Here is a 26,497-nt window from a genome sequence, read left to right on the forward strand (position 1 = left end):
GTAGGAGCTTCCGTTGTTGTAGGAGCTTCTGTTGTTGTAGGAGCTTCTGTTGTTGTTGTAGGAGCTTCTGTTGTTGTTGTAGTTGTTGTTGTAGTTGTTGTAGGATTGTTTACTACTTCTTTAGTAGCAACATTGCTGCTTCCATCAAATTCTGATGGATCAACGATAGTTTCTGCTACGTCAATAACATATCCTTCAGGAGCTTCAATTTCTTTAACAATGTATTTAGTTTTTAATAATCCTGTAACTGTAATGTCACCATTTGCATCAGTTTCATATTCACCAACGACTTGTTTTGTAGCTTCACGAATAACTTGGAATTTAGCTCCTTTTAAAGGATTTCCTTTGTCATCAGTCTTATGAACGTGAATAGCAAATACATAACCTACACCAGAACCACCAGCGATTTGGATTTTTGTATTTGAGTTTGATTCTTTAATCACTTTATCGTTGCTTTGAAGAGATACAGTATTAACAAGTAATTCGCCATCAGCTGGCTCATAATCTAATTGAACATCGTATCTAATCTCAAAGTGATCGTCAGCTGCCAAATTACCTAAAGTAATTTCAAATGAACCGTCTTTAATGTTCTTTGTATACTTATCAGTTACATTTTTCTTGTTCTCTAATTTCCAAGAACCGTTAGTGTATTTCCAATCGCCTTTCCAAATTTCAAAAGATCCATTAACATATTTTGCAGCTTTATATTTTAATTCATCAAGAATTTTAACATTATTTAAAGCTTCACTTGTTCTGTTAATTGGAACAATATAGTGAATTGTTTTACTATCTGGACTTACCCAGCTAGATTTTTTAATTACGTAGTTGTTTGTATCTCCAACACCATCGTAGCTAACTTTTCCACCGAATTTAGGTTTTCCATCAACACTAACCTTGACAGGAACATCTCCACTATTTTTTTGTTTTGCTGAATCAACAGCTGCATAGAAGAAGAAGTTTCCACTTACATTTGAATGTGTGTCAACAAATGAAGTATAAGTCAATGTAATTGTACCTGCTTCTTTGTCTACATGCGCAGTTGCAACAGTTTGACCGCTAGCAGCATCTTTTAAATCAAAGTCAGTAGAACTAATAATGATCGGATCTTCTAACTTGATAACTGTTGTATCGCCTGCAGTAACACCTTTCCCTTCTAAAGCAAATTCTCCTGCAACTCTAAATTTGTCCCATTTACCGATTTTTCCATCAATCTCTCCGCCTTTATCATTTTTGATTTCTAGCTTTGTGATTGTGTCAACCGTTTTAGTCGTTGCCGCACTTGCGGAATTCCCACCAAAAAGGAACAACATTGTTAAAGTCACAATTAAAAATGAAAAATATTTGAAATAATTTCTTTTAAAATTCATTTTTTTATCATCCTTCCGATATTTTTTTTTTTGATATATTCACATTATACATTTTTTCCCCTAAAAAGCAACAGTTTTACCTAAAAATAATATTACAGATGTTTTTCATTTAATTTAGACATATTTTACATCTTATTTTTCAATACTACTTTGACCGTTTTCTTTTTAATTAGATTAGATTATTTTCTTGTTTCGATGCTCGTTGGCTAATTACTTAAGAATATTTTTAAGTGTTATTTTTTCAATATTTCTCTTTTTTAAAACTATTTATCAAACCGTATTTTATCGTATTCTTACTATATATAGTAAGAATATTTATATTATTGTTTTTAACATGCTTTATATCAGCTCTTAATTTAAACTATGTACAAACAGATTGTTTTTACTTTATATATCATTAATTAATTTCATATTAATTGTAATTAGAAAAACATGGTCATAAAATTACTGACCATGTTTTATTTGAAAGGATATTTAAAAGTAAAGTAGTAATTGATACCCTATATTCATACTCCTTTGTGGATTTGGATATCATTATTTCTCCATTATTAATTGATAGGAAGTTGCTCCGAACAATCAATAGCTTAATTTCTTGAAAAATATTACCTGTACTAATCGAGTTCGATTTGGCCTGTGTATAGTTTGTAGTAGACTCCGCGTTTGTCCATAAGGCTCTCATGGTCTCCGCGTTCGATAATCTCACCGTGATCCATTACCATAATCACGTCCGAATTACGAATCGTAGATAAACGGTGGGCGATTACAAATGAAGTACGACCTTCCATCAATTGGTCCATACCACGTGAAATTAACGCTTCAGTATGGCTATCGATTGAACTTGTAGCTTCATCAAGAATCAATACTTTAGGGTTCGCAACGGCAGCACGCGCAATCGCAAGTAATTGACGTTGACCTTGTGACAAGCCTTCGCCGTCCCCTGTAATTTCTGTTTGATATCCTTGAGGAAGACGTTTGATAAAGCTGTGGGCATTGGCAAGTTTCGCCGCCTTAATCACTTCATCATCAGTTGCATCTAAATTACCGTAGCGAATATTATCCGCAATGGTTCCAGTAAATAAATGTGTATCTTGCAATACAATCGAAATTGTCTTACGTAAGTCATCTTTCTTAATCTTCGTTACTGGAATCTCGTCAAAAGTAATGACCCCAGAATCGATTTCATAGAAACGGTTGATTAAGTTTGTAATCGTTGTTTTACCAGCACCTGTTGCCCCAACAAAGGCCACTTTCAATCCTGGTTCAGCCCAAACATTGATATCTTTCAAGATACGTACACCTGGTACATAGCCAAAGTCAACATTGTGTAGTTGGATGTTTCCAACAACCGGAATACGTTTGTCGCCATCCACCCAATACCATTGATTTGGATCGCGTTGGTCCAACGTAACCGTTCCTTCGTCGACTTCAGGTTCTTCACGAAGAATCGCAAAGATACGTTCTGCCCCGGCCATCGCACTAAGAAGTACGTTCATTTGTTGAGACATTTGTCCAAGTGGTTGTGCGAATGTTCTTGAGAATTGTAGGAATGAGGCAAGTCCCCCAATATCCATGGCGTTAATAATCACCAAGTATCCACCAACTGCTGCAGTAATCGCATAGTTCACGTAACTGAGGTTTCCTAAGATTGGAAACATGATACTTGAATAGAATTGTGCGTTATTGGCAGCTTCTTGAAGTTCAGTGTTAAGTTTATTGAATTCATCCAGCACTTTATGTTCGTGGTTAAATACTTTCACGACTTTTTGTCCTTCAATATGCTCTTCCACGAATCCATTCACTTGTCCAAGAATCGCTTGTTGAGCAGCGAATTGTTTTCCTGATTTGACCCCTAGTTTCTTCACAATTTGGAACATCAAGAATACCATCGCAATCAGAAGCACTGTTAAAATCGGTGAAAGGATGACCATCATCACAAACGTCAATACTAATTGAAGCGTTGAGCTGATAATCATTAACATACTGTTGTTAAACGCGTTTTGAATATTTTCAAAGTCGTTTGTGAAACGAGACATTAAGTCCCCGTGCTTATTCGTATCAAAGAAGCGAATTGGCAAACTTTGAATATGGTTGAATAAATCTGCACGCATTTTTTCGATGGTATTTTGTCCCACCGTTACCATTAAACGCGCTGAGAAGTAGCTGGCTGTTGCCCCAAGTACATAGACAATCGCGATAAAGCCAAGCATTTTCGCTAATCCGGCTAAATCCCCTGTTTCAATAAAATCATTGATTAACGGACGAATCGCATATGTCCCGATAATTCCTGACGCACTTGAAATGATTAAGCAGACGACAACGACTGCAAGAGTCCATTTACTCTTCCATAAATACCCCCATAAGTCTGCCAAAGTTTGTTTCATATTTTCTGGACGTTTTGGCCCTTTTTGTTTACTCATCTCCTTTGGCTCCTTTCATTTGGGTTTCGTAAATATCACGATACAAGTCGTTTGTTTCCATTAACTCTTCGTGAGTTCCTAGTCCGTTGACTTTACCATCATCTAACACAAGAATATTGTCTGCGCCTTGGATTGATGAAATACGTTGGGCAATAATGATGACCGTTGTATCTGGTAAATGGTTGAAGAACGCTTCACGGATTTTCGAGTCAGTTGCTGTATCGACCGCTGAAGTTGAATCGTCTAAGATTAACACGGCAGGTTTTCGTAGCATCGCACGCGCAATTGTAAGACGTTGTTTTTGTCCACCAGAGAAGTTTGAACCACCTTGTTCTACACGAGTGTCATACCCATCCGGCATTTCCATAATAAAGTCATGGGCTTGCGCATGTTTGGCTGCTTGAATCATCTCTTCTTCTGTAGCGTCCGGATTCCCCCATAAGAGGTTCTCACGAATTGTTCCAGAGAATAACGTATTCTTTTGTAATACCATCGATACGTTTTGACGAAGGTCTGCGAAACGATACTCGCGCACATCATGACCGCCCACACGAACCGTTCCTGCTGTTGTGTCGTAAAGTCGAGGAATCAACTGTACAAGAGAAGATTTCCCAGAACCTGTTGGCCCGATAATCCCGAACACTTCACCTGGTTTAATCTTGAAGTTGATGTCGCTAAGTACTTCTTCGTCTTGTTGTTTTCCATAAGAGAAATGAACATGATCGAATTCCACTTCACCGTAAACTTTGTCAACTGTAATTGGGAATTCAGGTTCTTCCACATCGATGTTTGTATCTAACACTTCGAAGATACGATCCATTGATGCTTTTGTCATGGTCAACATAACGAAAACGAACGAAATCATCATCAGTGACATCAAGATTTGTGTGATATAAGAAATGAAACTGATAAGGTCCCCTGTTGTCATCGTTCCGCTAATAACGAGTCCACCACCGAACCACATCACCGCAATCGTTACTGCATAAATCGTTAACTGCATGATTGGGTTATTCCACATCACGACATACATCGCATGTAAGGCACGTTCTCTAAATGTAGAGTTTTCTTTGCCGAATTTTTTCTTCTCGAATGTTTCACGTACGAATGATTTTACAACGCGAATTCCGATAAAGTTTTCTTGTAATGTACGGTTGATGCCGTCTGTTGCTTGTTGTAATTTTCTAAAGCGAGGAAAGGCTGTAGAAATGATGAGCGCTAATGAGAGCACTAAGATTGGAACTGCAACCATGAAGACAAGAGATAATTGCGCGTTGATGCTTACCGCAAAGAAAATCGCGAAGATAAACATCATTGGCGCACGCGCTAAAATACGCATCGTCATAATGGCTGTATTTTGAATATTGTTGACGTCACTTGTCATACGCGTAATTAAGGAAGCATTTGAGAAGTGGTCGATGTTCTTAAATGAAAAAGCTTGAATTTTCTTCATCTCAGCAGAACGTAATTCTGCAGCTACCCCAGTTCCGGCAATCGATGCAAATTTCGCACCAAGAACTCCGGCTGAAAGAGATACAATCGCAACTAGAACCATAATGAATCCTTGTTGCACAACAAAGCCTAAGTCTTTGTTTGGAATCCCTTCGTCGATAATTTGCTTCATAATAATCGGTTGCGCTACTTCACAGAGCACCTCGATTAAGATGGCAAAAAACGCTAAGAAAGGATATTTTTTATACTTACTAAAAAACGGAATAATCTGTTTTAGCATTTTTTCACTCCTTTTTAATGAATTTAGATAATAAAAAACTGCCCTTGAGTTCCTCTCAAAGACAAGCAATTAGCTACGAATTACTATAAATAGTTTAACAATCTTTTTTTGGGTTTTCAATAGATTGCCCTTCAAAATTTAATTGAATTTTCATTTTTACTTTACAGTCTTTTCTGCTTAGATAACGAATGCCAGCTTCAACTTTTACACTTCGAATGTGCCTGTGTTTTGTGTTCAGAGCGCGATTTATGGTACAATGAGCGCAACGAAATTTTAGAAAGTGAGGGACTCAAGTGTCCACAATTCAATACATTAGTACACGAGACACAAACAACCGCGTTACAGCTTCACAAGCCATTTTAAAAGGGATTGCTGAAGACGGTGGTTTATATGTACCAACTGCCCTCCCAGAAGTGACTCTGGACTGGGAAGTGTTAAAAACTCAAAGCTATCAAGAAATTGCCATTGAAATTTTATCTGCATTTTTAACAGATTTTACAAAAGAAGAAATTACAAACTGCGTGCATTCTGCATACGACACAACGTTTGATACAAAAGAAATCGCACCTGTGAAAAAAGTTGGCGACCGTCATTTCATGGAACTCTTCCACGGAAGAACTATCGCCTTCAAAGATATGGCACTATCCATCTTGCCATACTTACTTACAACTGCTGCGAAGAAAAATAAATCTGACAAAGAAATAGTGATTCTAACAGCGACATCAGGAGACACTGGTAAAGCTGCCCTTGCAGGATTTTCGGACGTACCTCATACAAACATCATCGTCTTCTATCCAAAAGGTGGCGTAAGTACCATCCAAGAACGCCAAATGGTTACACAAGCCGGCGACAACACATTCGTCTATGGTGTAGAAGGAAACTTCGATGACGCACAAACAAAAGTCAAAGAGTTATTCGCGGATAAAGAGTTAAACGCAACACTTGCAGAAAAAGGATTCCAATTCTCTTCTGCTAACTCGATTAACATCGGACGTCTTTGCCCACAAATCGTGTACTACGTATTCGCGTACGCACAATTAGTGAAAGACGGTACTCTAGCAATTGGCGACCCAATGAACGTTGTGGTTCCAACGGGTAACTTCGGTAACATCCTAGCAGCCTACTACGCAAAAGGTATCGGTGTTCCAATCAATAAACTCATTTGTGCTTCAAACGAAAACGATGTGCTTGTTGATTTCTTCCAAACAGGAACATACAACCGACTACGCGAATTTAAATTAACAAGTTCTCCAAGTATGGATATCCTTGTTTCAAGTAACCTTGAACGTTTCGTCTTCGAATTAACAGGACGTAGCTCGAAGGAAACAAATGACCTCATGACTTCCCTAAAAGAAAACGGAAGCTACTCTGTTCCAAATACAGATACAGCTCTATTCCAACAATTTTATGGAAACCGTGCAAGCCAAGAAGAGACTGCTCAAACGATTCATGATGTATTCACGAACGAGCATTATTTATTAGATCCACACACTGCAGTTGCAGATGCTGTGTATGATAAATACAAGAAAGAAACAGGAGACGAAACTCCTACTGTGGTCGTATCGACAGCAAGTCCATACAAATTCCCACAAAGCGTTCTTTCAGCACTAAACGTGGATACAAACCAAACAGATGCTAAATTGATGGAAGCTATTCAACAAGAAAGCGGCATTGCCATTCCAACAGCTGTCACAAACGTATTGGATGCCCCAATCCGTCATACAAAAGTTCTTTCAATCGAAGGCATGAAACAATCAGTCCTTGATTCATTAAACATTCAATAAAACAAATAAAGACAAGAAATCGTTGAAACGACGATTTCTTGTCTTCTTTTTTATTCTTCTGTTAAAAAGCCTTGTGCTTTAAGTACGTCAAGCATTTCCGCACGTTTAGCTCCAAGCGTATGGTATTTCGTAGACACTTGCTTTGTAAAGGCATCAACACGACGGTTCGCATCGCGAAGGTCATAGTATTCTGTCACAGTCGCATCATACTCTTTTAATTCTTCTAAAGGATTCTCAAGGTCTTGATATCCATTTTCCATATGAATCACTTCTTTGGGAAGGCGTGGTTTTAATTGTGGCTCTTGATCCGGCCAGCCCACAGCAAGTCCAATCGCAGGATACGTATATTTTGGTAAGTTTAACAACTCAACGACTTTAGCTGTATCGTTAAAGAAACTACCGAGGTAAACAGCCCCCATTCCTAGAGATTCTGCTGCCACAACTACGTTTTGAGCTGCAATCACCGCATCCGTTAATCCTGATACGAAACGGTCTGCGCTACCTTGAACGCCAACTTCTTGTCCTAGCGCTTTAGCAATCTCCGTATTACGACGTTGGTCAACTACAAACACGAATAAATGTCCGCTAGTCGCCACATAAGGTTGTCCACTAACAGCCGCTAATGCTTTCTTCAACTCTGGGTCTGTCACACTAATAATCGAATAGGCTTGTAAGTACATGCTTGTTGATGTTCTTTGCGCCACTTCTACTAGTAAATCCACTTCCTCTTTTGTCAGCGGTTGGTCTTTAAACGCACGAATCGTACGGTGATTTAATTGTGTTTTGATAGTTTCATTCATTTTGATTACTCCTTTGTATCAAAAAAAGAGTCGACTGCTCAACTCTTTTTGGTTTTTAGAAATATTGTTTGCCTGTTTCCAAGGCAGCTTCCGGCATAATGACTTCACCGTATTCACGCAAGACTTCCCATGAAATTCTTGAGAACTCTGCATACTCGCGAACAAGTGCCATTTTCGCAGCAACTTCTTCGGGTCTTTCCACTTGATGGAAAACATGTAAGAAGTAATGTCCGCTGTAACGGTAAAGAACAGATTGGTCGAACTCACCTGCTGTTTCTTTTGCCATTGAGACGAAATCTTCGAAGTCTTCAAAGACAACTGTCACATCGATTGGTTTCAATGTTGAAGATTTATCTTCCGTATTAATGACTGGTTTTGGAGAAATTTTTCCTTCTTCTTTATCTTCTTTACGCTTCTTCCCAATACGGTCTGTTAGAGAATGTTGAATCGTATCGACGATATTGCGCACCATACGCTCATCAGTCGATTCATCTCCCATGTCCACGATACGTGTGACATAGAGTTCTAAGCCGTCTGGATTTGGCATGATTTGGAAACTCAATCCGTCTGAATCTTCGAATTGATTCAAGACGCCCATCTCCTCTAAAATACTATGGAAAAAGCCTTCGATTTCGCCTGGATTTCCAAGTAATTCAGGTATTGATGTACCACGGTCGATTAGATCTTGGTTCTCGATACGCAACAAGAATGTATCGTCGTTAATGCGTTCCATTTCCATAATATTCACCCCTTTTTACCTTATCTAACTATTTTAGACCAAACCTGACAAAAATAAAAGAAATACGATTGGAATACGAATTGGTTGGTGCTTTGGATGGATGTGCAGAAACATTATTAAGTAAAAGAATACTTTTTTGTAAAGAAAGAAGATTCCCTGAATCCTTGCGGATTTGGTTTATAATCGCTGTTACGAGGCACCGGTGTAAGCCTTGGTCTTACACCTTCGAAGCTTCAAACGCGGAGTAAGGAACAAGTCCCTACTCCGCGTAATTCACATTCGATGCAATTCCCCGTTACTGCGATTATAAAATCCGCAGGCTTCTTTGGAATCTTCTTTTTAAAATAATTTTCTACTAAATTTCAGCCATCCATCCAAAACTAATTTATAAACACACCCATTCGTATTTCTTATTTTTGGAAGGTGGATATGATGGGAAGTGGCCGCGAAACGACGATACTTCTTCTCTTTTTATAAATATAGGGCTTAGGCTTTTCTTAGGGTGAGGCCGAATTGTCTTGTTCGGATGTGTTGGATGCTAAAGGCTAGTGCTGCATACAAGATTCCGAATAAGAGGACCATTCCTAGGTTCATGGCATAGCTTGAGAATTCTAATGACGAGTTTTCCGCCGCCGTTATGACATAATATACTGGGAAGAATTTCGCAATGCTAATGGCTACTGGGTTGAGTAATTCGAGCGGTACGAAAATTCCAGAGATAAAGGATACACCCATCCCCACTACCGTACTTGCTGCAGAATACCCATACGTGTTATCCCCAATAATGACCGAGCAAAGGAATGCCAGTGCATAGGCGGTTAGCGCCGATGCGAAAGTGAGCATTAATGCCTTTGGAGCGCCTGCACTCACATAGAAGCTTGGTGCTACAATGGCCACGAATAGTAAGTTGATGCCAACGATAATTCCAACGACCGTTAAGCCACCGAGGAATTTTTCAAATGTCACCTGGTTTACACTCTTCATACCGATAATGATTCGTTTTGCGACTTCATCATTTTCAAGTAAGGCAAAGATTAACCCAAGTAAGAAAATAAATACTGAGATATAAACGAATGGTGTATACGCAAAGTAGATTTCACCAAATTTTGCATAATAATCGTCATCCTTAACTGTGGCGTCTTTTGAAATGACACTTACTGATGCCTGCTCGCTTAAAATCTTATTCATATTTTCAACGCTAAAGTTGCCTTGAGCTTTCAATACAACCGCATAGCGAATATAGGAATTAACGTACTCACGAAGGACATTTCCGTTCAGTGAATTTCCAATTTCCATTTTGACAGCAGATTCCCCATTGTTGATTCTTGCATCAACATCCGATGGAATCCAAAGTGCGCCATCTACATCATTTCCATAGACAGCTTCTTTCATGCTGTTATCGCTATTGGTTGTGAGTGTGACTTTATGATCTTTTTGAAGTGCGGCAATGAGCGCGTTGATAATTTCGCTACTGCCATCTGATTCGTCTTTAATCATGACTTGATACTGTGTATCTTTGAAACCTGTGACTTCGTTGTTTCCTAGCACTTGAGAAAGGCCCATTGCCATAAAGATGACTAGGAAAAGTATCGCATATGATTTTAATCGATAAGCCAGTTTTAGAAAATATTTATAGACTATCATAACGTGTTCTCCTTAATCTCCATAGTGCACATCCTAGAAGTGCTAGGGTGTAGACGCCAAGTAAAAGGTAAGTTCTGCCGAGATCCGCACTTCCTACAAGGCGATTTAATTGATAAAATCCTGTTACCATTAATGCGACCGGATTAAATTGGTTAAATCCTGGCATAAAGGTGTTGGCAAATCCTTTCATTGCCGTTCCCATCATTCCCGCAAGTGCTGAAAGGACGAGGTTTGAAATCAATGCGAAGATGATTCGGCCTTGCATTGTAAGTTTTTGATTGGTTCCAATAAGAAGCCCCGCTGCAATTCCAAATACATTTCCTAGCAATATGAGAAGGAGGCTTCCTGCCCAATCTGCAAATAGATTAATTTTCAATACTTGTGTCGTATAGACCAGCATGATTGCGTTTGAAGCGATATTGAGTAATAACCCAATCATAAAGCAGTTCGCAATTAACTTGCCCTTGCTAAATGGGCTGCCCATAATACGGCGTCCTATTGGTGATAAGTTTCCGTTTAAGTACGCTGCACAAACGACACCACTAAACAACGAGTACATCGTAAAGCTGGCAATCGCTGTGTAAAATAAGATCGTCCCTTGACTGACATCGGTTGTTTCCTGCGTAACCCAGCTCTTGTTAAAGTCGATCAACGTTGCGCCTTGTCCAAGGCTTTGCACTTGTTTGATTTGTGTCGCTACATTTTTCAAGACGCTTTGCGGAATCCCCATCGATTTACCTACAACCACGTCTAAGTTCTTTTCTACGAATCCGTCTGCTTTATCCTCTGTAACGAGTGCTTTCCCTGCTTCCTCTGAATCCACATCGATAATCTCGAAGTAATCTCCAGCTTGTTCAAATACATAGTGATACGGATTGTCGGCTGTCATAGCTACGCGAACCGTTCCCATGTCTTGTTCCATGATTCCTGAAAAGGATACGAAATACAGTGAAATCAAGATAATTGGATATAGTAAAACCCAGAACGAGAATGAAAAGTCTTTTAAGGCGTCTTTTGATAAATACGTAAATAGCTTTAAGAATGTCTTCATGAATCTCGAAGTCCTTTCCCTGTGTATGCAAGGAACACATCATCTAAGCTTGGCTGTTCACTGTATAAACGAACATAGCTTAAGTTCAATTCTTCTAGGGTGTTTGCCACGTGAAGTAAGTGATTCGTTCCTTGTTCGAAGTTAAATTTCAAATGATCTTTATGATGTTCTAATACAAGAACATGTGGAATTTGTTTTAAGCGAGCCACTTGTTCTTCAGTTGGAATGGTTGAAAGTTCCACTTGGATAATTTCAGAAGTCGCGATCGATTTCTTCAACTCTTGTGAAGTACCTGAAACAATGCTCTTTCCTTTATCCATAATCACGATGCGGTCACTTAATCCGTCCACTTCGTCTAAGTAGTGTGTTGTATAAATAATCGTGCTTCCTTGTTCGTTAAGCTTTTGAATACCTTCTAAAATAAATGAACGACTTTGCGTGTCTACCGCAACAGTTGGTTCATCGAAGAAAATTAAACTTGGCTTATGTACGATTCCGCAAGCGATGTTCAAGCGGCGTTTCAACCCTCCACTCAATTTCTTTGGAACAAACTTGCGGAACTCTTGTAGTTCTACAAATTCGATAGCTTCTTGTACATATTGTTTACGTTGCTTTGAATCTGAAATATAGAGTCCACAGAAGAAATCAATGTTTTCTTCTACTGATAAATTATCTAAATACGCTAATTCTTGTGGAACAATCCCAATTTCACGTCGTACTTTACTGGATAATGGGAACTTGTTTTCTCCAAGAACCGTTACCTCACCGCTATCAAAGGTTAAAAATCCTAACATACAGTTAATCGCTGTTGTCTTCCCACATCCATTTGGCCCAAGAAGCGCTAGAAGCTCTCCTTTACGAATTTCAATATCAAAATGATTTAATGCCATTAAGTCTTTGTATCGTTTAACTAAACTTTTTACTTGAATACTGTTTTCCATGTCCTCACCTCATTGATTGATTTTACACTCTTAGTATATCGACCACCCTTGTCACAAACTAGTGTCAAATGTCGTTAGTTGCATATGACATTTGTCATAAATAGCTAGATATTTCTCCCTATTTGGGCTACACTGAAGAAAAGAGATTTGGAGGTGAGAAGCGTGCGGACATTTTTAGAGAAGTTGATGTTCTTTAGTTTGATTAGTATGTATTTAATGGGACAACATACAGAAGTCTTTACAATATTTTTAGGGCTTTGTATTTTTATTCTTTCTCTATCCATAGAAGTATTTGAAAATAGTTGGATTCAACGCATTTCCCTAGTGATATCTGGTGCTTTATGCATCTTCTATCCTGAAACGGGATTATATCTTTCCATTTTCATCATGCATGCTGCCCAACTATTCGGACTCCCTGGAGCTTTTGCCGGCGTCATCCTTTTACTGCGACCAGATTTATTCACACTAATTTTATCGGTCATTGGAACGTATCTCATTTTACGTAGTCGCTATGATAAAGAATTTCGTACGAAGAGTCACCATATTCAAGACGACTTAGAGCATGAACGACTTCTCCTATTGCAACGACAACAATTTAGCCAAGAAGAAACGTTGAAGCAAATGGAGGTCGCAACTCTTAAGGAACGGAATCGTATTTCTCACGCCTTGCACGACCAAATCGGACATACGCTGAGCGCTTCAATTATGCAACTGGAAGCTTTGCAAATTATCACCAATAAACCCGTTGTCGAGAAGAAGTTAGAACAAGTCTCCGGCATCCTTCAAAACGGGATGGACGAGATTCGAACAACGATTCATCAGCTTTACGATGACTCCTTCCTACTCTCCCAAAAGATGGACGAGATTCTGCATCCACTTGAAGAGAAGGCGCAAGTCAATTATCAAAATACGATTTCGGATGAAATTCCAATCGGATTGAAATACGACATTCTTACTATCTGTAAAGAGATGGCAACAAACTTTATGAAGTATTCAAACGGAAATCAAATCCAATTATTTTTACTAGAACAAAACAACTACTACACGATTCAATATAAAGATAATGGGAATGAGACGAGAAATGACACCCCGGGCATGGGCTTAACTATGATGAAAGAACTGGTGGAGAAACATAAAGGGGTTATGACATTACAAACAACGAACGGATATGACATCTTTATCCGTATCCCAAAACAGGAGGTCAACCATGATTAAAACGATTCTAGTCGACGACGACTTTCTAGTGCTTCAAGCGCTCGAAACAATTCTTTCTGTTCAAGACCATATCGAAGTGGTCGGGACAGGTAACGACGGAAAAGACGCTGTGGAACTGTATAACACTCATCAACCGGACTTAGTCTTGATGGATATTCGTATGGAGCCTACTACCGGAATCGAAGCAGCAGAAACAATTTTAAAGGACTTTCCTGAAGCGAAAATTTTGTTCCTAACAACCTTCCAAGACGATGAGTATATTACAAAAGCACTCTCCCTTGGCTGCAGAGGATATTTATTGAAGCAACATATTAAAGGAATTCTTCCCGCCATCGACGCCGTGATGAATGGCCAAATCGTCTACGATTCAACGATTGAAATGCCAGTGAAGAAAACCTTCGAGAAGAAATCGAGTGCTCATTTAAGCGAGCGTGAGAATGAACTGCTCTACCTTGTTGCAGAAGGATTTAACAACAAAGAAATCGCCGAGAAGATGTATCTCAGCGAAGGGACGGTAAGAAACTACTTATCGGCTCTGCTTGAAAAGTTAGAATTGCGTGATCGTACGCAACTGGCAGTTTATTACTATAAAGAACTCTAAGAAAAACAAGCATCTCAAAGTTGAGGTGCTTGTTTTTTGCAAGTAATTCGCTTGTGAATATTTATTTCCAAACTTTTCCAAGAAACGGTAAATTTTGTCCACAAAAAAAGCCCTCAATTACTGGGGCTCAGGTCTTTAAAAGTTAACTAAGCGTTGTGCCATATCTAATTCGTAAGCACGAACTTCACGTGGTAAGAAGCGACGAATTTCGTCTTCATTGTATCCAACTTGGAATCTCTTTTCGTCCAACATAATTGGGCGGCGTAGTAATCCTGGGTTGTTTTGGATTAATGAGAATAATTGATTTAATGGAACTTCATCCAAATCAATTTTTAATTCTTGGAATGCTTTTGAACGAGTTGAAATAATCTCTTCTGTTCCGTCTTCAGTCATTCGTAGGATGTTTTTAATTTCGTCAATAGTTAATGGTTCTGAAAAAATGTTTCTTTCTGTGTACGCGATGTTATGTTCTTCTAACCATGCACGTGCTTTGCGGCAAGATGTACAGCTAGGTGATGTATATAAAGTAACCATACGTCGATGTCCTCCTCTTCTAAAGTCTTCGGTCTTATCTACGTGTATTATTATATATGATATATACAAAAAAATCTATATGATTTTTGGATATTTTTTAGATTTTCACAAACTTTTTTCACTTTTGGTGAAAAATTTATTGTTTCATAACATTTTCATATGTTTTCAATTCAAGAATGCTTTTACCAAAGATAATTTCTGAATTCACAAACGATGAAAGCTACTGCAACTATTTTTTTATGAAAATCCTTTAGAAATAAGGTATAATAAAACTAACAAGTTTAAGGAGCACTTATATGTCTAAAAAAAGAATTTTCTCAGGCGTTCAGCCTTCAGCAATCCCAACTATCGGGAACTATATTGGAGCGATGAAAAACTTCGTGGCCTTACAAGATGAGTACGATTGTACTTACTGTATCGTAAACCAACACGCGATTACTGTTCCACAAGATCCAAAGAAATTAAAAGAACAAACTCGTTCACTTGCAGCACTTTACCTTGCGATTGGTCTTGATCCTGAAAAGTCAACGATTTTCGTACAATCAGAAGTTCCTGCGCACGCGCAGGCTGCATGGATTGTTCAATGTAATGTCGGCGTTGGTGAATTAGAACGTATGACACAATACAAAGATAAATCTCAAAAACAACAATCTGTTTCTGCAGGTTTATTAACATATCCTCCACTAATGGTAGCCGATATCGTTTTATATAACGCCGAAGTGGTTCCTGTTGGAGAAGACCAAAAACAACATATGGAATTAACACGTGATTTCGTAGAACGCTTCAACAGTCGCTACGGAAATGGCAACAAATTACTTGTAATGCCAGAACCATTCATTCCAAAAGCTGGCGCACGTGTCATGAGCTTACAAACACCAACAAAGAAAATGAGTAAATCAGATGCCAACGTGAAAGAATACATCAGCATGCTTGATGAGCCAGCTGTGATTCGCAAGAAAATCAAGAGCGCTGTGACAGATTCAAGCGGCGTGATTGAATTCGATCCAGCTGAAAAACCTGGCGTATCAAACCTATTAACAATCTTCTCTGCTTTCTCTGGCGAAAGTATTGAATCACTCGTAGAACGCTTCAAAGGCGTTGGTTACGGCCAATTCAAAGAAGAATTAGCTGATGCGATTATCGCTGTGATGGAACCAATCCAAGAGCGCTACTATGAGTTACTTAAATCTGATAAGCTAGATGAGATTCTTGATGAGGGTGCTAAGAAAGCGAACTATGTAGCGAATAAGACGCTGCGCAAGATGGAAAAAGCGGTAGGCTTAGTGAGATAAACCAAGAAAAGATATCTGCTTACTTTCTAAAATAAAATCAAAAGAGTCCTCTCGGACGTTATTATAATGACTTAAAAGGCTACACCGGGTTGAGCCACGGTCTCAACCCTACCGAGCTTCAAACAGATTCTAGAAGAATTCTCTTCAAGAATCTGTAATTCACATCGGTCGCAACCGCCATTAATGTCATTATAAAGTCCGAGGGACTCTTTTTCTTTATGTATAAAAATACCTTTCTTAGTTTATTTCCCCTCGCAAAGAGGAGTAGGCTATTTAATGCTTGCCACAAATCTTAACAGAATGCTTTTTGATTATCTGAAAACATCAGTTTTATATTGAAAGAGTCATAGTGGGACACCGGTTCGAGCCTTTCGTCTCTCACCTTTGAAGCTTCAAAGGTGGAGTAAGAATTTCATTCCTAACTCCACCTAATTCACATTCAATGTGATTCCCCACTATTCTTTCAATAAACTGATGTTATTTCTGATAATCAACAACCCATCTATGAGGTAAATCGCTAAAAATAGTTTATCTCCCATCGCTGAAGAGAAAGGGTGCTAAAAAATAAAAAACGCTAGGACAGTCCTAGCATTTTCTATCGTTTGCTATTCTATTACGAGCAGGCCGGCACCAATGATTCCATTATCCCCCTTAATGGTTGATGCTTGGATGTGTTCTAGAATATGTTTTTGTTCGTGATGAAGGAGTTCTGCTAACTCTTCTTTCACGAGATTAATAAAGTCTGGGTTGTAGTTTGAAACACTACCTCCAAACACAATGGTTTTTGGATCGAGTAAGCAGACCATTCCATGAAGAACACTTGCTAATCCTTTTGCTGTTTCTTCGATGATACGACCAGCCGCTTCCTCACCACTGCGCCATTTATCAAAAATATCTTTCGTTGTTAATGTCTCGTCTTCGTAAATTTCGCGTCCTGTGCGCTCGATTCCGACACCCGAACAAGCTACTTCTAACGCTTCGAGACATTCAAAGTAAGGTACTTTGACAAACCCAATTTCTCCTGAGAAACCTTCCCCGCGTAAGATTGTATTATTGACGATGTTGGTGGCTGCGATTCCTGTTGATACCGTTACGTATCCAAACATGTCTGCAGGCTTTAGATTGAGCATTCGATATTCCGCATAAGCCGCTACTTTAACGTCATTATCGATTTTTACCGGTATGTCTCCGTACGTTTCCTTCAATCTTGCTACAATTGGAAAATTAGCCCAAGGTATATTGTTTTGGAAAATCGCTACCCCGTTTTCCACATCTACCTTTCCTGGTAATCCAACACCAATCCCATACGTATCTTGAATGCGTAAATCATTATCATTGAGCACTTTATCCACCAGTTGGACCACTCCCTGATACAAACTTTCAGCACTCGCTGTTTGGCTCGGGCTTTGTGAACGACTAACGATCTCCCCATTTTCGTTAATCAACGCAACCGCTACCTTTGTCCCCCCAATATCAATACCAACCGCGACTTTCATCAAAATCCCTCCGTTCACTATGATTTCGCTTTCATAATTAGTTTACACCGAAAATCGCCTCCTGGCTTTCCCTTTCTTGTTCTATACTATAACTATTTTGCTGTCTTTCACACAGTTTGAAAAATGATAACTGTTTTTTTCGCACGGTTTGAAAAATGATAACCTGATTGATAGCCGTTTGAATATAGTGGAGTTTGTGATGGGGCACCGCCAAGAGCCTAGGTCTCTTGGTCTTTGAAGCTTCAAACGCGGAGTACGAAAAGTGTTTCTACTCCGCGTAATTCACATTCAATGCTATCCCCCATCACTCATTCCACTATAACGGCTATCCACGGTTATCATTTTTCAAACGTCCTCTTTAACCTCTTCTCTTCACTGGCAAAAATTGGGTGCTTATTCACCAAGGATACGATACCAAAATATCCGTTTATAATGGAAATGGTAGTGAGAAGTGCATCGGATGTGAATTAGAGGGAGTTGCGAATGTATTCGCTACTCCCTCTTTGAAGCTTCGAAGCCGAGAGACCTTAGGCTCGAGGCGGTGCCTCACAACCATGTCCATTATGTAAAAACGGATATTAAACAGGTATCGTATCCTTCAACCTTCGGTTGAAAATCATTTAAAAGCACGCAATTTTTGCACAAAAAAGGAGGGGAAGCAAATCTGCTTCCCCTCCCTAATTCCTAGGAATTATTTGTTTTTCAAGTTGTAGAACGCTGATAGACCTTGGTAAACAGCTAAGTCACCTAATTGATCTTCGATACGTAATAATTGGTTGTATTTAGCAATACGGTCTGTACGGCTTAATGAACCAGTCTTGATTTGTCCAGCGTTTGTTGCAACTGCGATGTCAGCAATTGTTGAATCTTCAGTTTCACCAGAACGGTGTGAAACAACTGCAGTGTAACCAGCTTTTTGAGCCATTTCAATTGCGTTGAATGTTTCAGTTAAAGTACCGATTTGGTTAACTTTGATTAAGATTGAGTTTGCAATACCTTGTTCGATACCACGAGATAAGATTTCTGTGTTAGTTACGAATAAGTCGTCACCAACTAATTGAACTTTACCGCCTAAGCGTTCAGTTAATAATTTCCATCCATCCCAGTCGTTTTCGTCACAGCCGTCTTCGATTGTGATGATTGGGTATTTTTCAACTAATTCTGCTAAGTATTCAACTTGTTCAGCTGGAGTACGTTTAGCACCTTTTTCACCTTCGAAGATTGTGTAGTCGTATACGCCATCTTTGAAGAATTCAGATGAAGCACAGTCAAATCCTAAGTAAACATCTTTACCAGGTTCTAGACCTACTTTTCTGATTGCTGCTAAGATTGTTTCTACAGCATCTTCAGTTCCTTCGAATGTTGGAGCGAAACCACCTTCGTCACCTACTGCAGTTACTAAACCGCGGTCGTGTAAGATACCTTTCAATGCGTGGAATACTTCAGCACCCCAACGTAAAGCTTCTTTGAATGAAGGAGCACCAACAGGTAAGATCATGAACTCTTGGAATGCGATTGGAGCATCTGAGTGAGATCCACCGTTAACGATGTTCATCATTGGTGTTGGTAATACTTTAGTGTTGAATCCACCTAAGTATTGGTATAAAGGTTGATCTAAGTAGTCAGCAGCTGCGCGTGCTACAGCGATAGATACGCCTAAGATTGCGTTAGCTCCTAATTTACCTTTGTTTGGAGTACCATCTAATTCGATCATTAATTTGTCGATCGCCATTTGTTCACGAACATCGTAACCTAAGATAGCTTCAGCGATAATGTTGTTTACATTGTCAACTGCTTTTTGAACTCCTTTTCCTGAGTAACGAGATTTGTCGCCGTCACGTAATTCAACTGCTTCGTATTCACCAGTTGAAGCTCCTGAAGGAACCATACCGCGTCCGAACGCTCCGCTTTCTGTGTAAACTTCAACTTCGATAGTTGGGTTCCCACGTGAGTCTAGTACTTCTCTTGCTAATACATCTGTAATAAATGGCATGATTTATTAACTCCTTTAATATTTATTTTGTACGTTATTATTTTAATCGAAAATCATCAGAGTTTCAACCTTTGGAAAGGGATTCTTTATTTTTCGATTAATGATTCACCAGTCATTTCTTCTGGTTTTTCCACATTTAGTAAATCAAGCATCGTTGGAGCAACGTCTGCTAAACGTCCACCCTCACGTAATGTTACACCTTTCTTCGTAACAATCACTGGTACTGGCACTGTTGTATGTGCAGTATGTGGTGTTCCTTCTGGTGTAATCATTGTTTCTGAGTTACCGTGGTCAGCAAAGATAATTGCGCTACCGCCTTTTGCAAGGATGGCGTCAACAACTTTACCTAAGTTTTCGTCCACTGCTTCAATCGCTTTGATTGTTGGTTCTAACATTCCTGAGTGTCCAACCATGTCTGGGTTTGCGAAGTTTAAGATGATGGCATCATTTTCATCATTGATGATTGAGTTGTATAATGCATCTCCTACTTCGTAAGCACTCATTTCTGGTTTCAAGTCGTAAGTTGCAACCTTTGGAGAAGGAATCAAAATACGGTTTTCGCCAGGGAATTCTTCGTTACGTCCACCATTCATGAAGAATGTTACGTGTGGATATTTTTCAGTTTCAGCAATACGTAATTGTGCAAGGCCTGCTTTAGATAACACTTCACCAAGAACGTTTGTCATTGGAATTGGTGGGAATGCAACTTCTGCATCCACGCTTGGATTATATAAAGTCATTGTCACAAATTTAACGTTTGTAGCACGTGCACCACGGTCAAAGTTAGTCCACTCTTTATCAGTGAACGCATTTGATAATTGGATTGCACGGTCAGGACGGAAGTTGAAGAAGATGATTGCATCGTTGTCTTCTACTTTTGCCACTGGTTTGCCATCTTTAACGATTACTGATGGAATAACGAATTCGTCTGTAACGTCTTTAGCATAGCTATCCGCAATCACAGCTTGTGCGCTTTCGAATTGTGGTCCTTCGCTATGAGCGATAGCATCATAAGCTAATTTCACACGTTCCCAACGTTTGTCACGGTCCATTGCATAGTAACGACCTGAAACTGTTGCGATTTCTCCAACGCCTACTTCAGCTAATTTGTCTTCTAAAGTTTTGATGTAAGAAGGACCAGCTTTAGGGTCTACGTCACGTCCATCCATGAATGCATGAATGTACACTTTGTCGATTCCTTTTGCTTTAGCTGTTTCCACTAATGCTAATAAATGGTTGATGTGGCTGTGTACCCCACCATCAGATAATAATCCGAATAAGTGTAATGTAGAGCCATTTTCTTTCACGTGGTTAAATGCACCGTTTAATGCTGGGTTAGATTCGAATTCGCCTTCTTCGATTGCTTTGTCAATACGAGTTAAGCTTTGGTAAACGATACGTCCAGCACCGATGTTTGTATGACCTACTTCTGAGTTCCCCATTTGGCCATCTGGTAGACCTACATCTAATCCAGAAGCTTTTAATGTTGTATGAGGAAATTCGTTGTAATAACGATCAAAATTTGGTTTTTTTGCTTGTGCAACGGCATTACCTTCAACTTCTGGTCTCCATCCGAAACCATCTAAGATAATGATTGCAACTGGTGATTTTGCCATTATTTTACTGCCTCCAATAAAGCTAAGAATGAATCTGGTTGTAAGCTTGCTCCACCTACAAGAGCTCCGTCAACGTCTGGACAAGCCATGTATTCAGCAATGTTTTCTGGTTTTACAGATCCACCGTATTGAACGCGAACTTTGTCAGCAACTTCTTGACCGAAGTCAGCTGCTACAACGTCACGAACAACTTTACACATTTTTTGAGCGTCATCTTGAGATGCTGATTTACCAGTTCCGATAGCCCAGATTGGTTCATAAGCAATCACTAATGATGATACTTGCTCGTTTGATAAACCTTTCAATGCTGCAGAAACTTGTCCTCCTACGAATTCAGAAGCTTTTCCTGCTTCGTAAGTTTCTAAAGTTTCACCACAACAAATGATTGGTGTTAAGCCGTTTCTGAAAATAGCATGTGCTTTTTTGTTGATATCTTCATCAGTTTCGTGGAAATATTCACGACGTTCTGAGTGGCCGATAACTACGTAGTGCACGCCCATTTCAGCTAATACTTTAGGTGAAGTTTCACCAGTGAAAGCACCAGCATCTTCGAAGTAGCAGTTTTCAGCAGCTACTTTTAATTCTGAGCCTTTCGCATATTCTAATAAAGTGACTAAGTTAACTGCAGGAGCAGCAATAGCACTTTCTACGCGTTCGCCTGAAGGTAATTTACCAACAACAGCTTCCACAAAAGCTTGAGTTTCTTTTGGGTTTTTGTTCATTTTCCAGTTTCCGGCAATAATTGGTTTACGCATATACACAACATCTCCTTTTAAATGTTTAAAATTATTTATCACTGATAGCAGCAACACCTGGTAGTTCTTTACCTTCTAGATATTCTAGAGAAGCTCCACCACCTGTTGAAATGTGAGCGAATTTGTCAGCGTAGCCTAGTGAGATTGCAGCAGCAGCTGAGTCCCCACCACCGATGATTGTAGTTGCGTCTTTTAGGTTAGCGATAGCTTCACATACACCGATAGTTCCTTTAGCAAAGTTTGGTAATTCGAATACACCCATTGGTCCATTCCATACAACAGTTTTTGCATCTTTTAAGTAGCTTGCAAATAATTCAACTGTCTTAGGTCCGATATCTAAACCTTCTTGGTCTGCTGGGATAGCATCTGAATCAACGATTGTAGCTACAGCATCGTTAGAGAATTCTTTAGCAACAACGTTATCGATTGGTAATACTAATTTGTCGCCAGCTTTTTCCATAATTTCTTTTGCTAATTCAACGCGGTCTAATTCTAATAATGAAAGACCTACTTCACGTCCCATTGCTTTGAAGAATGTGTAAGCCATTCCTCCACCGATAAGAACTTTATCAGCTTTGTCTAATAAGCTGTTGATAACGCCAATCTTGTCTGAAACTTTCGCTCCACCTAAGATTGCCACGAATGGACGTTCTGGGTTATCTACTGCGCCACCGATGAACTTGATTTCTTTTTCCATCAAGAATCCAGCAGCTGATTCTAAGTTGCTTGCAATACCAACGTTTGAAGCATGCGCACGGTGAGCTGTACCGAATGCATCGTTAACGAATAAGTCGCCTAAAGAAGCCCAATATTTACCTAATTCAGGGTCGTTTTTAGATTCTTTCTTACCATCTAAATCTTCGAAACGAGTATTTTCGAATAATAAAACATCGCCATCTTTAAGAGCATTAATAGCAGCTTCTAACTTTTCTCCACGAGTTTCTGGAACGAAAGTCACTGGTTTTCCTAATAACTCAGATAAGCGTTCTGCAACTGGACGTAAGCTCAATTTAGCTTTGTCTTCTTCAGATTTCACTTTACCTAAGTGAGAGAATAAAATCACTTTAGCGTTGTGATCGATTAAGTATTTGATTGTTGGCAATGCTTGAACGATACGGTTATCGTCTGTAATCACGCCATCTTTCAAAGGAACGTTAAAGTCCACACGAACTAAAACTTTCTTTCCTTCAACTTGTAAGTCTGTAACGATTTTTTTAGCCATAAAATAGCCTCCTACATTTTTATTTGGAGCGAGTGCATTACTCACATTATGAAAACAGGGCGAGGAAGCGAATGCTTCCATCGCCCTGAGAAAATAGATACGATTAGCTAAATCTATAGTTTAAATTATAGTTTTGCGAAGTATTGTAAAGTACGAACTAATTGTGCAGTGTATGACATTTCGTTATCGTACCAAGCAACAGTTTTAACTAATTGTTTGTCGCCTACAGTCATTACTTTAGTTTGAGTTGCATCGAATAATGAACCATAAGTGATACCTACGATATCAGAAGATACGATTGGATCTTCAGTGTAACCGTAAGATTCGTTAGCTAATTCTTTCATAGCTGCGTTGATTTCTTCAGCAGTAACTGGTTTTTCTAAAACTGTTACTAATTCAGTTAATGAACCTGTTGGAACAGGAACACGTTGAGCAGCTCCGTCTAATTTTCCGTTTAATTCTGGGATTACTAATCCGATAGCTTTAGCAGCACCAGTTGTGTTAGGAACGATGTTAACTGCTGCAGCACGAGCACGACGTAAGTCACCTTTAGCGTGAGGTGCGTCTAATGTGTTTTGGTCACCAGTGTAACCGTGGATTGTTGTCATTAATCCTTCAACAATACCGAATTTATCGTTTAATGCTTTAGCCATTGGAGCTAAGCAGTTTGTAGTACATGAAGCACCAGAGATAACAGTTTCTTTACCTGTTAAAATGTTGTGGTTTGTGTTGAATACAACTGTAGGCACGTCATTTCCACCAGGTGCAGAAATAACAACGCGTTTAGCGCCAGCTTTTAAGTGTAATTCAGCTTTTTCTTTAGAAGTGAAGAAACCAGTACATTCTAATACGATATCAACGCCTAGTTCACCCCATGGTAATTCTTCAGGATTACGGTTAGCAAGTACTTTAACCTCTTTACCGTTAACGCGGAAAGCTCCATCTAACACTTCAACTTCACCGTTGAAACGTCCTTGAGTTGAATCATATTTTAACAAGTGAGCTAATTGCTTAGCGTCTGTTAAGTCATTGATTGCAACAACTTCTAATCCTTCCACATCTTGAATACGACGGAATGCTAAACGACCGATACGTCCGAAACCGTTAATACCAACTTTAACTGTCATATAGTTTTTCCTCCTAGGAATTTTTTATTTTTATTTTTTGCGGGTTTCCCCGTTCAAAACCAACTCTGATGTCTCCTTGTCAATCACAAACCAAGTGCGATCCACCGGAGCTAATTTGGCATATGCTTTTAAAGCAGGTGCCTTCTCTGCGCCTTCCACAACGGCAATCGAATGTGGAATCGTAGATAAATCACTAAGATGCAGCCCTACTCTTGGGATTTTTAATACCACATTTCCTTCTGCATCGAAGAAACAACCGAACGCTTCGCCAATTGCTTTCTTCTCTTTTAACGTAGCCATTTGTTCTTGCGTGAGGCCACGTCTCTCTCCCATTATAATAGCACTTCCAACGCTATATAACAAACACTCCGCCTTTTTCATGAGACCTATCGTCTTTGCGACTGAAGGTTCTTGCATTAGCGGTGCATATGTCGCCTGTTGGACATGTTCTGGAACGAATAACGCTTCGTGATGAGCGCCAATTCCAGTCGCCATTTTCTCACTGACATTATTGGCTTGAATCAACATCGACCCAAACATTCCTCCTCTAGCAGGAACAATCGTTAAGTCTCGGTTCACTGAAATGTCTTTTGTGAACCCTTCGCTGACACGGACCATCGTTTGGCCCCCAGTGATGGCGATAATGGAAGTTCCAAGTGGTAAAAGGACATCCATAATCTCTTGTACCAACTCAGATGTTTTAGCCGAATCATCCACAACTTTTACATATTGAACTCCTAAGGTTTTAGCCACCTTATGTTCCACCAGACTCATCTGGATAAAGTTGTTTTTCAAATCATCCGACCGTTCTAATATAAATTCGCCAACTTCCGTGAGTCGCATTCCTGACCCTTGTACTTCAATCAGGTCTAAAGCTTTCATATCCTCACATTCATTACGTAGTGTGCGTTCGGACATCTGAACCACTTTTGCAAGGGCTCTTCGTCCAATCGGTTGATACGTTGCGATGGCTTGTAAAATACGGAATCGCGTTTGAAGAGCGACTCTGCTTTCTGGAACTAATAAATGAGATAGATTAAGATAATTCATCGAAACCTTCCTCCAATCGTTTCCAGATAGGGTCGTATATCGTCCCGCTTATTTCCAGTATCTTTGAATCCATATTTCTGAACACATTTATATTTTAACACAAAATAGCAGAAATGCAACCGTGCTCAGATTATAAATTGGTTAAGAACTATGAATTTTCGGGACTTTTTTTGTCCCTTTCTTCTCGTTAAGCTGTTGAGACCACGGTTTCTGCTCCTCCATTTCAAAAGAAACATCGATCCAAACTCCCATTTTTTGAGCAATTTCTTCTAGCAGTAAAAATGAAATATTTTGTCGTCCTCTTTCTAACCGTGAATAATGAGAGGCAGACATCCCAATTTTCTTGGCAAACTGATTTTGCGATAAGCCTGTCTTCAATCTGAACTCTGTCATTCTCAACCCAATTTTATGATTCGCAAATTCTCTCATTAAGTCTTTTTCAAACTCTGGATACTTGTATTTCAATTGATTTAAACGTTTTAATAAATAATTTTTCAAATTTTGTCGCCTCCCTTTTTTTACCTTCCGGAATAAGCAATATTTCTTTCCCTTTTTCTACTACTCCCCATCTTTCCCAAACGGCGTCTGTCACTCCTTCTTTATCTAAAAGAAGCATGATAGCAGCATATCTCACCATAATCGGATAGGGTAACTCATCTAAAATATCAATTTGTTTCTTATCCAAAATTGCAACTCTTTTCATTGTAACGCCTCCTTCTTCTAACCTAAAATACCATATATGGACATTGAAGTGCACCCCAAAAGTTAGACACAAAATCTAACTTTTGGGGTGTTTTTATTATGAAATTAACTTATGAAGATAAAGTTCAGATTTATGAACTCAGAAAACAAGGATTTAGCTACTCACGACTTGCAGATATGTTCGGTATAGATGCGAGAAATCTTTCCTACATGATTAAATTGATTGAACGTTATGGGTTAGAGATAGTTAAAAAAGGGAGAAATAATTATTATTCTCCAGAAATAAAACAAGAAATGATTGATAAAGTCTTACTCGAAGGTTGGAGTAAAGAAAGAGTTTCTCTCGAATACGGCCTCCCTGCGCGTGGCACTCTTCCCAACTGGCTCGCACAATACAAGAAAAATAAGTATACTATTGTTGA

The 26,497-nt window shown here is 39.2% G+C and carries 22 protein-coding genes and 1 pseudogene; 5 read left to right on the forward strand and 18 right to left on the reverse strand.

The annotated features are described in order from the left end of the window. The 3 genes from ADH02_RS09490 to ADH02_RS00040 form a co-directional block, all read right to left on the reverse strand. Positions 1-1,367: Ig-like domain-containing protein (locus tag ADH02_RS09490; RefSeq protein ID WP_053091387.1), on the reverse strand; the 1,367-nt coding region annotated here is incomplete at its 3' end. Positions 1,368-1,978: 611 nt separating this feature from the next. Then, positions 1,979-3,784: an ABC transporter ATP-binding protein gene (locus ADH02_RS00035; RefSeq protein ID WP_048781522.1), complete on the reverse strand. Its 1,806-nt coding sequence runs from the start codon at positions 3,782-3,784 to the stop codon at positions 1,979-1,981. Beyond that, entirely contained in the window at positions 3,777-5,513 is a 1,737-nt protein-coding gene (locus tag ADH02_RS00040; RefSeq protein WP_048781523.1) for an ABC transporter ATP-binding protein, read from the reverse strand. Before ADH02_RS00040 ends, ADH02_RS00035 begins: the two co-directional genes overlap by 8 nt. A gap of 293 nt (positions 5,514-5,806) precedes the next feature. On the opposite strand from ADH02_RS00040, the gene thrC reads away from it, so the two are divergent. Then, on the forward strand, positions 5,807-7,297 hold the full coding sequence (gene thrC, locus ADH02_RS00045) for a threonine synthase (RefSeq protein WP_048781524.1): 1,491 nt from the start codon (positions 5,807-5,809) through the stop codon (positions 7,295-7,297). 50 nt (positions 7,298-7,347) lie between these two features. On the opposite strand, the gene ADH02_RS00050 is transcribed toward thrC, so the two are convergent. From ADH02_RS00050 to ADH02_RS00070, 5 genes are all read right to left on the reverse strand, one after another. Next, complete coding sequence (locus ADH02_RS00050; protein ID WP_048781525.1) at positions 7,348-8,097, reverse strand: NADPH-dependent oxidoreductase; 750 nt, start codon at positions 8,095-8,097, stop codon at positions 7,348-7,350. 55 nt (positions 8,098-8,152) lie between these two features. Next, positions 8,153-8,836, reverse strand: a complete 684-nt coding sequence (locus ADH02_RS00055) for an adaptor protein MecA (RefSeq protein ID WP_048781526.1) — start codon at positions 8,834-8,836, stop codon at positions 8,153-8,155. A gap of 486 nt (positions 8,837-9,322) precedes the next feature. Continuing rightward, entirely contained in the window at positions 9,323-10,480 is a 1,158-nt protein-coding gene (locus ADH02_RS00060) for an ABC transporter permease (RefSeq protein WP_048781529.1), read from the reverse strand. Further along, entirely contained in the window at positions 10,467-11,531 is a 1,065-nt protein-coding gene (locus tag ADH02_RS00065; RefSeq protein WP_048781532.1) for an ABC transporter permease, read from the reverse strand. The genes ADH02_RS00060 and ADH02_RS00065 overlap by 14 nt, the downstream gene beginning before the upstream one ends. Continuing rightward, complete coding sequence (locus tag ADH02_RS00070) at positions 11,528-12,472, reverse strand: ABC transporter ATP-binding protein (RefSeq protein ID WP_048781533.1); 945 nt, start codon at positions 12,470-12,472, stop codon at positions 11,528-11,530. Before ADH02_RS00070 ends, ADH02_RS00065 begins: the two co-directional genes overlap by 4 nt. Positions 12,473-12,634: 162 nt before the next feature. Here ADH02_RS00070 and ADH02_RS00075 point away from each other — a divergent pair, with 162 nt between their 5' ends. Then, the gene (locus tag ADH02_RS00075; RefSeq protein WP_239681705.1) at positions 12,635-13,687 is read left to right on the forward strand and encodes a sensor histidine kinase; all 1,053 of its coding nucleotides are present in this window, start codon (positions 12,635-12,637) and stop codon (positions 13,685-13,687) included. Next, entirely contained in the window at positions 13,680-14,288 is a 609-nt protein-coding gene (locus ADH02_RS00080; protein ID WP_048781536.1) for a response regulator transcription factor, read from the forward strand. Before ADH02_RS00075 ends, ADH02_RS00080 begins: the two co-directional genes overlap by 8 nt. 135 nt (positions 14,289-14,423) lie before the next feature. On the opposite strand, the gene spxA is transcribed toward ADH02_RS00080, so the two are convergent. Beyond that, positions 14,424-14,822 (reverse strand): transcriptional regulator SpxA, encoded by a 399-nt coding sequence (spxA, locus tag ADH02_RS00085; protein ID WP_048710902.1) that lies wholly within the window; start codon positions 14,820-14,822, stop codon positions 14,424-14,426. Positions 14,823-15,118: 296 nt separating this feature from the next. Between spxA and trpS the strand changes: the two genes are divergently transcribed. Next, complete coding sequence (gene trpS, locus ADH02_RS00090; RefSeq protein WP_048781537.1) at positions 15,119-16,114, forward strand: tryptophan--tRNA ligase; 996 nt, start codon at positions 15,119-15,121, stop codon at positions 16,112-16,114. A 605-nt stretch (positions 16,115-16,719) separates the two neighbouring features. Here the strand turns inward: trpS and ADH02_RS00095 are convergent. The 9 genes from ADH02_RS00095 to ADH02_RS00135 all read right to left on the reverse strand — a co-directional run bounded on the left by ADH02_RS00095 (position 16,720) and on the right by ADH02_RS00135 (position 26,076). Beyond that, positions 16,720-17,610, reverse strand: coding sequence for an ROK family protein (locus ADH02_RS00095; protein WP_065426988.1), 891 nt, complete (start codon positions 17,608-17,610; stop codon positions 16,720-16,722). A 691-nt stretch (positions 17,611-18,301) separates the two neighbouring features. Beyond that, positions 18,302-19,603 carry a phosphopyruvate hydratase gene (gene eno / locus ADH02_RS00100; RefSeq protein WP_048781538.1) on the reverse strand — a complete coding sequence of 434 codons (1,302 nt, stop codon included), beginning with the start codon at positions 19,601-19,603 and terminating at the stop codon, positions 18,302-18,304. Positions 19,604-19,689: 86 nt separating this feature from the next. Further along, a complete protein-coding gene (gene gpmI / locus ADH02_RS00105; protein WP_048781539.1) occupies positions 19,690-21,219 on the reverse strand; it encodes a 2,3-bisphosphoglycerate-independent phosphoglycerate mutase in 1,530 nt (509 codons plus the stop codon). Next, a complete protein-coding gene (gene tpiA / locus ADH02_RS00110; RefSeq protein ID WP_048781543.1) occupies positions 21,219-21,974 on the reverse strand; it encodes a triose-phosphate isomerase in 756 nt (251 codons plus the stop codon). The genes gpmI and tpiA overlap by 1 nt, the downstream gene beginning before the upstream one ends. A 31-nt stretch (positions 21,975-22,005) precedes the next feature. Continuing rightward, entirely contained in the window at positions 22,006-23,196 is a 1,191-nt protein-coding gene (locus tag ADH02_RS00115) for a phosphoglycerate kinase (RefSeq protein WP_048781545.1), read from the reverse strand. Between the two features lie 125 nt (positions 23,197-23,321). Beyond that, on the reverse strand, positions 23,322-24,323 hold the full coding sequence (gap, locus tag ADH02_RS00120; protein WP_048711992.1) for a type I glyceraldehyde-3-phosphate dehydrogenase: 1,002 nt from the start codon (positions 24,321-24,323) through the stop codon (positions 23,322-23,324). A gap of 30 nt (positions 24,324-24,353) precedes the next feature. Continuing rightward, positions 24,354-25,373, reverse strand: a complete 1,020-nt coding sequence (locus ADH02_RS00125; RefSeq protein WP_048781547.1) for a sugar-binding transcriptional regulator — start codon at positions 25,371-25,373, stop codon at positions 24,354-24,356. Between the two features lie 141 nt (positions 25,374-25,514). Next, positions 25,515-25,871 carry a helix-turn-helix domain-containing protein gene (locus tag ADH02_RS00130; RefSeq protein WP_152903864.1) on the reverse strand — a complete coding sequence of 119 codons (357 nt, stop codon included), beginning with the start codon at positions 25,869-25,871 and terminating at the stop codon, positions 25,515-25,517. After that, the gene (locus tag ADH02_RS00135; protein ID WP_048781557.1) at positions 25,813-26,076 is read right to left on the reverse strand and encodes a hypothetical protein; all 264 of its coding nucleotides are present in this window, start codon (positions 26,074-26,076) and stop codon (positions 25,813-25,815) included. Before ADH02_RS00135 ends, ADH02_RS00130 begins: the two co-directional genes overlap by 59 nt. A gap of 98 nt (positions 26,077-26,174) precedes the next feature. Between ADH02_RS00135 and ADH02_RS00140 the strand changes: the two are divergent. Continuing rightward, positions 26,175-26,497: pseudogene (locus tag ADH02_RS00140) on the forward strand (IS3 family transposase); the annotation flags it as partial.

The sequence above is a fragment of the Streptococcus sp. 263_SSPC genome (assembly GCF_001071995.1).
Lineage (GTDB): Bacteria > Bacillota > Bacilli > Lactobacillales > Aerococcaceae > Granulicatella.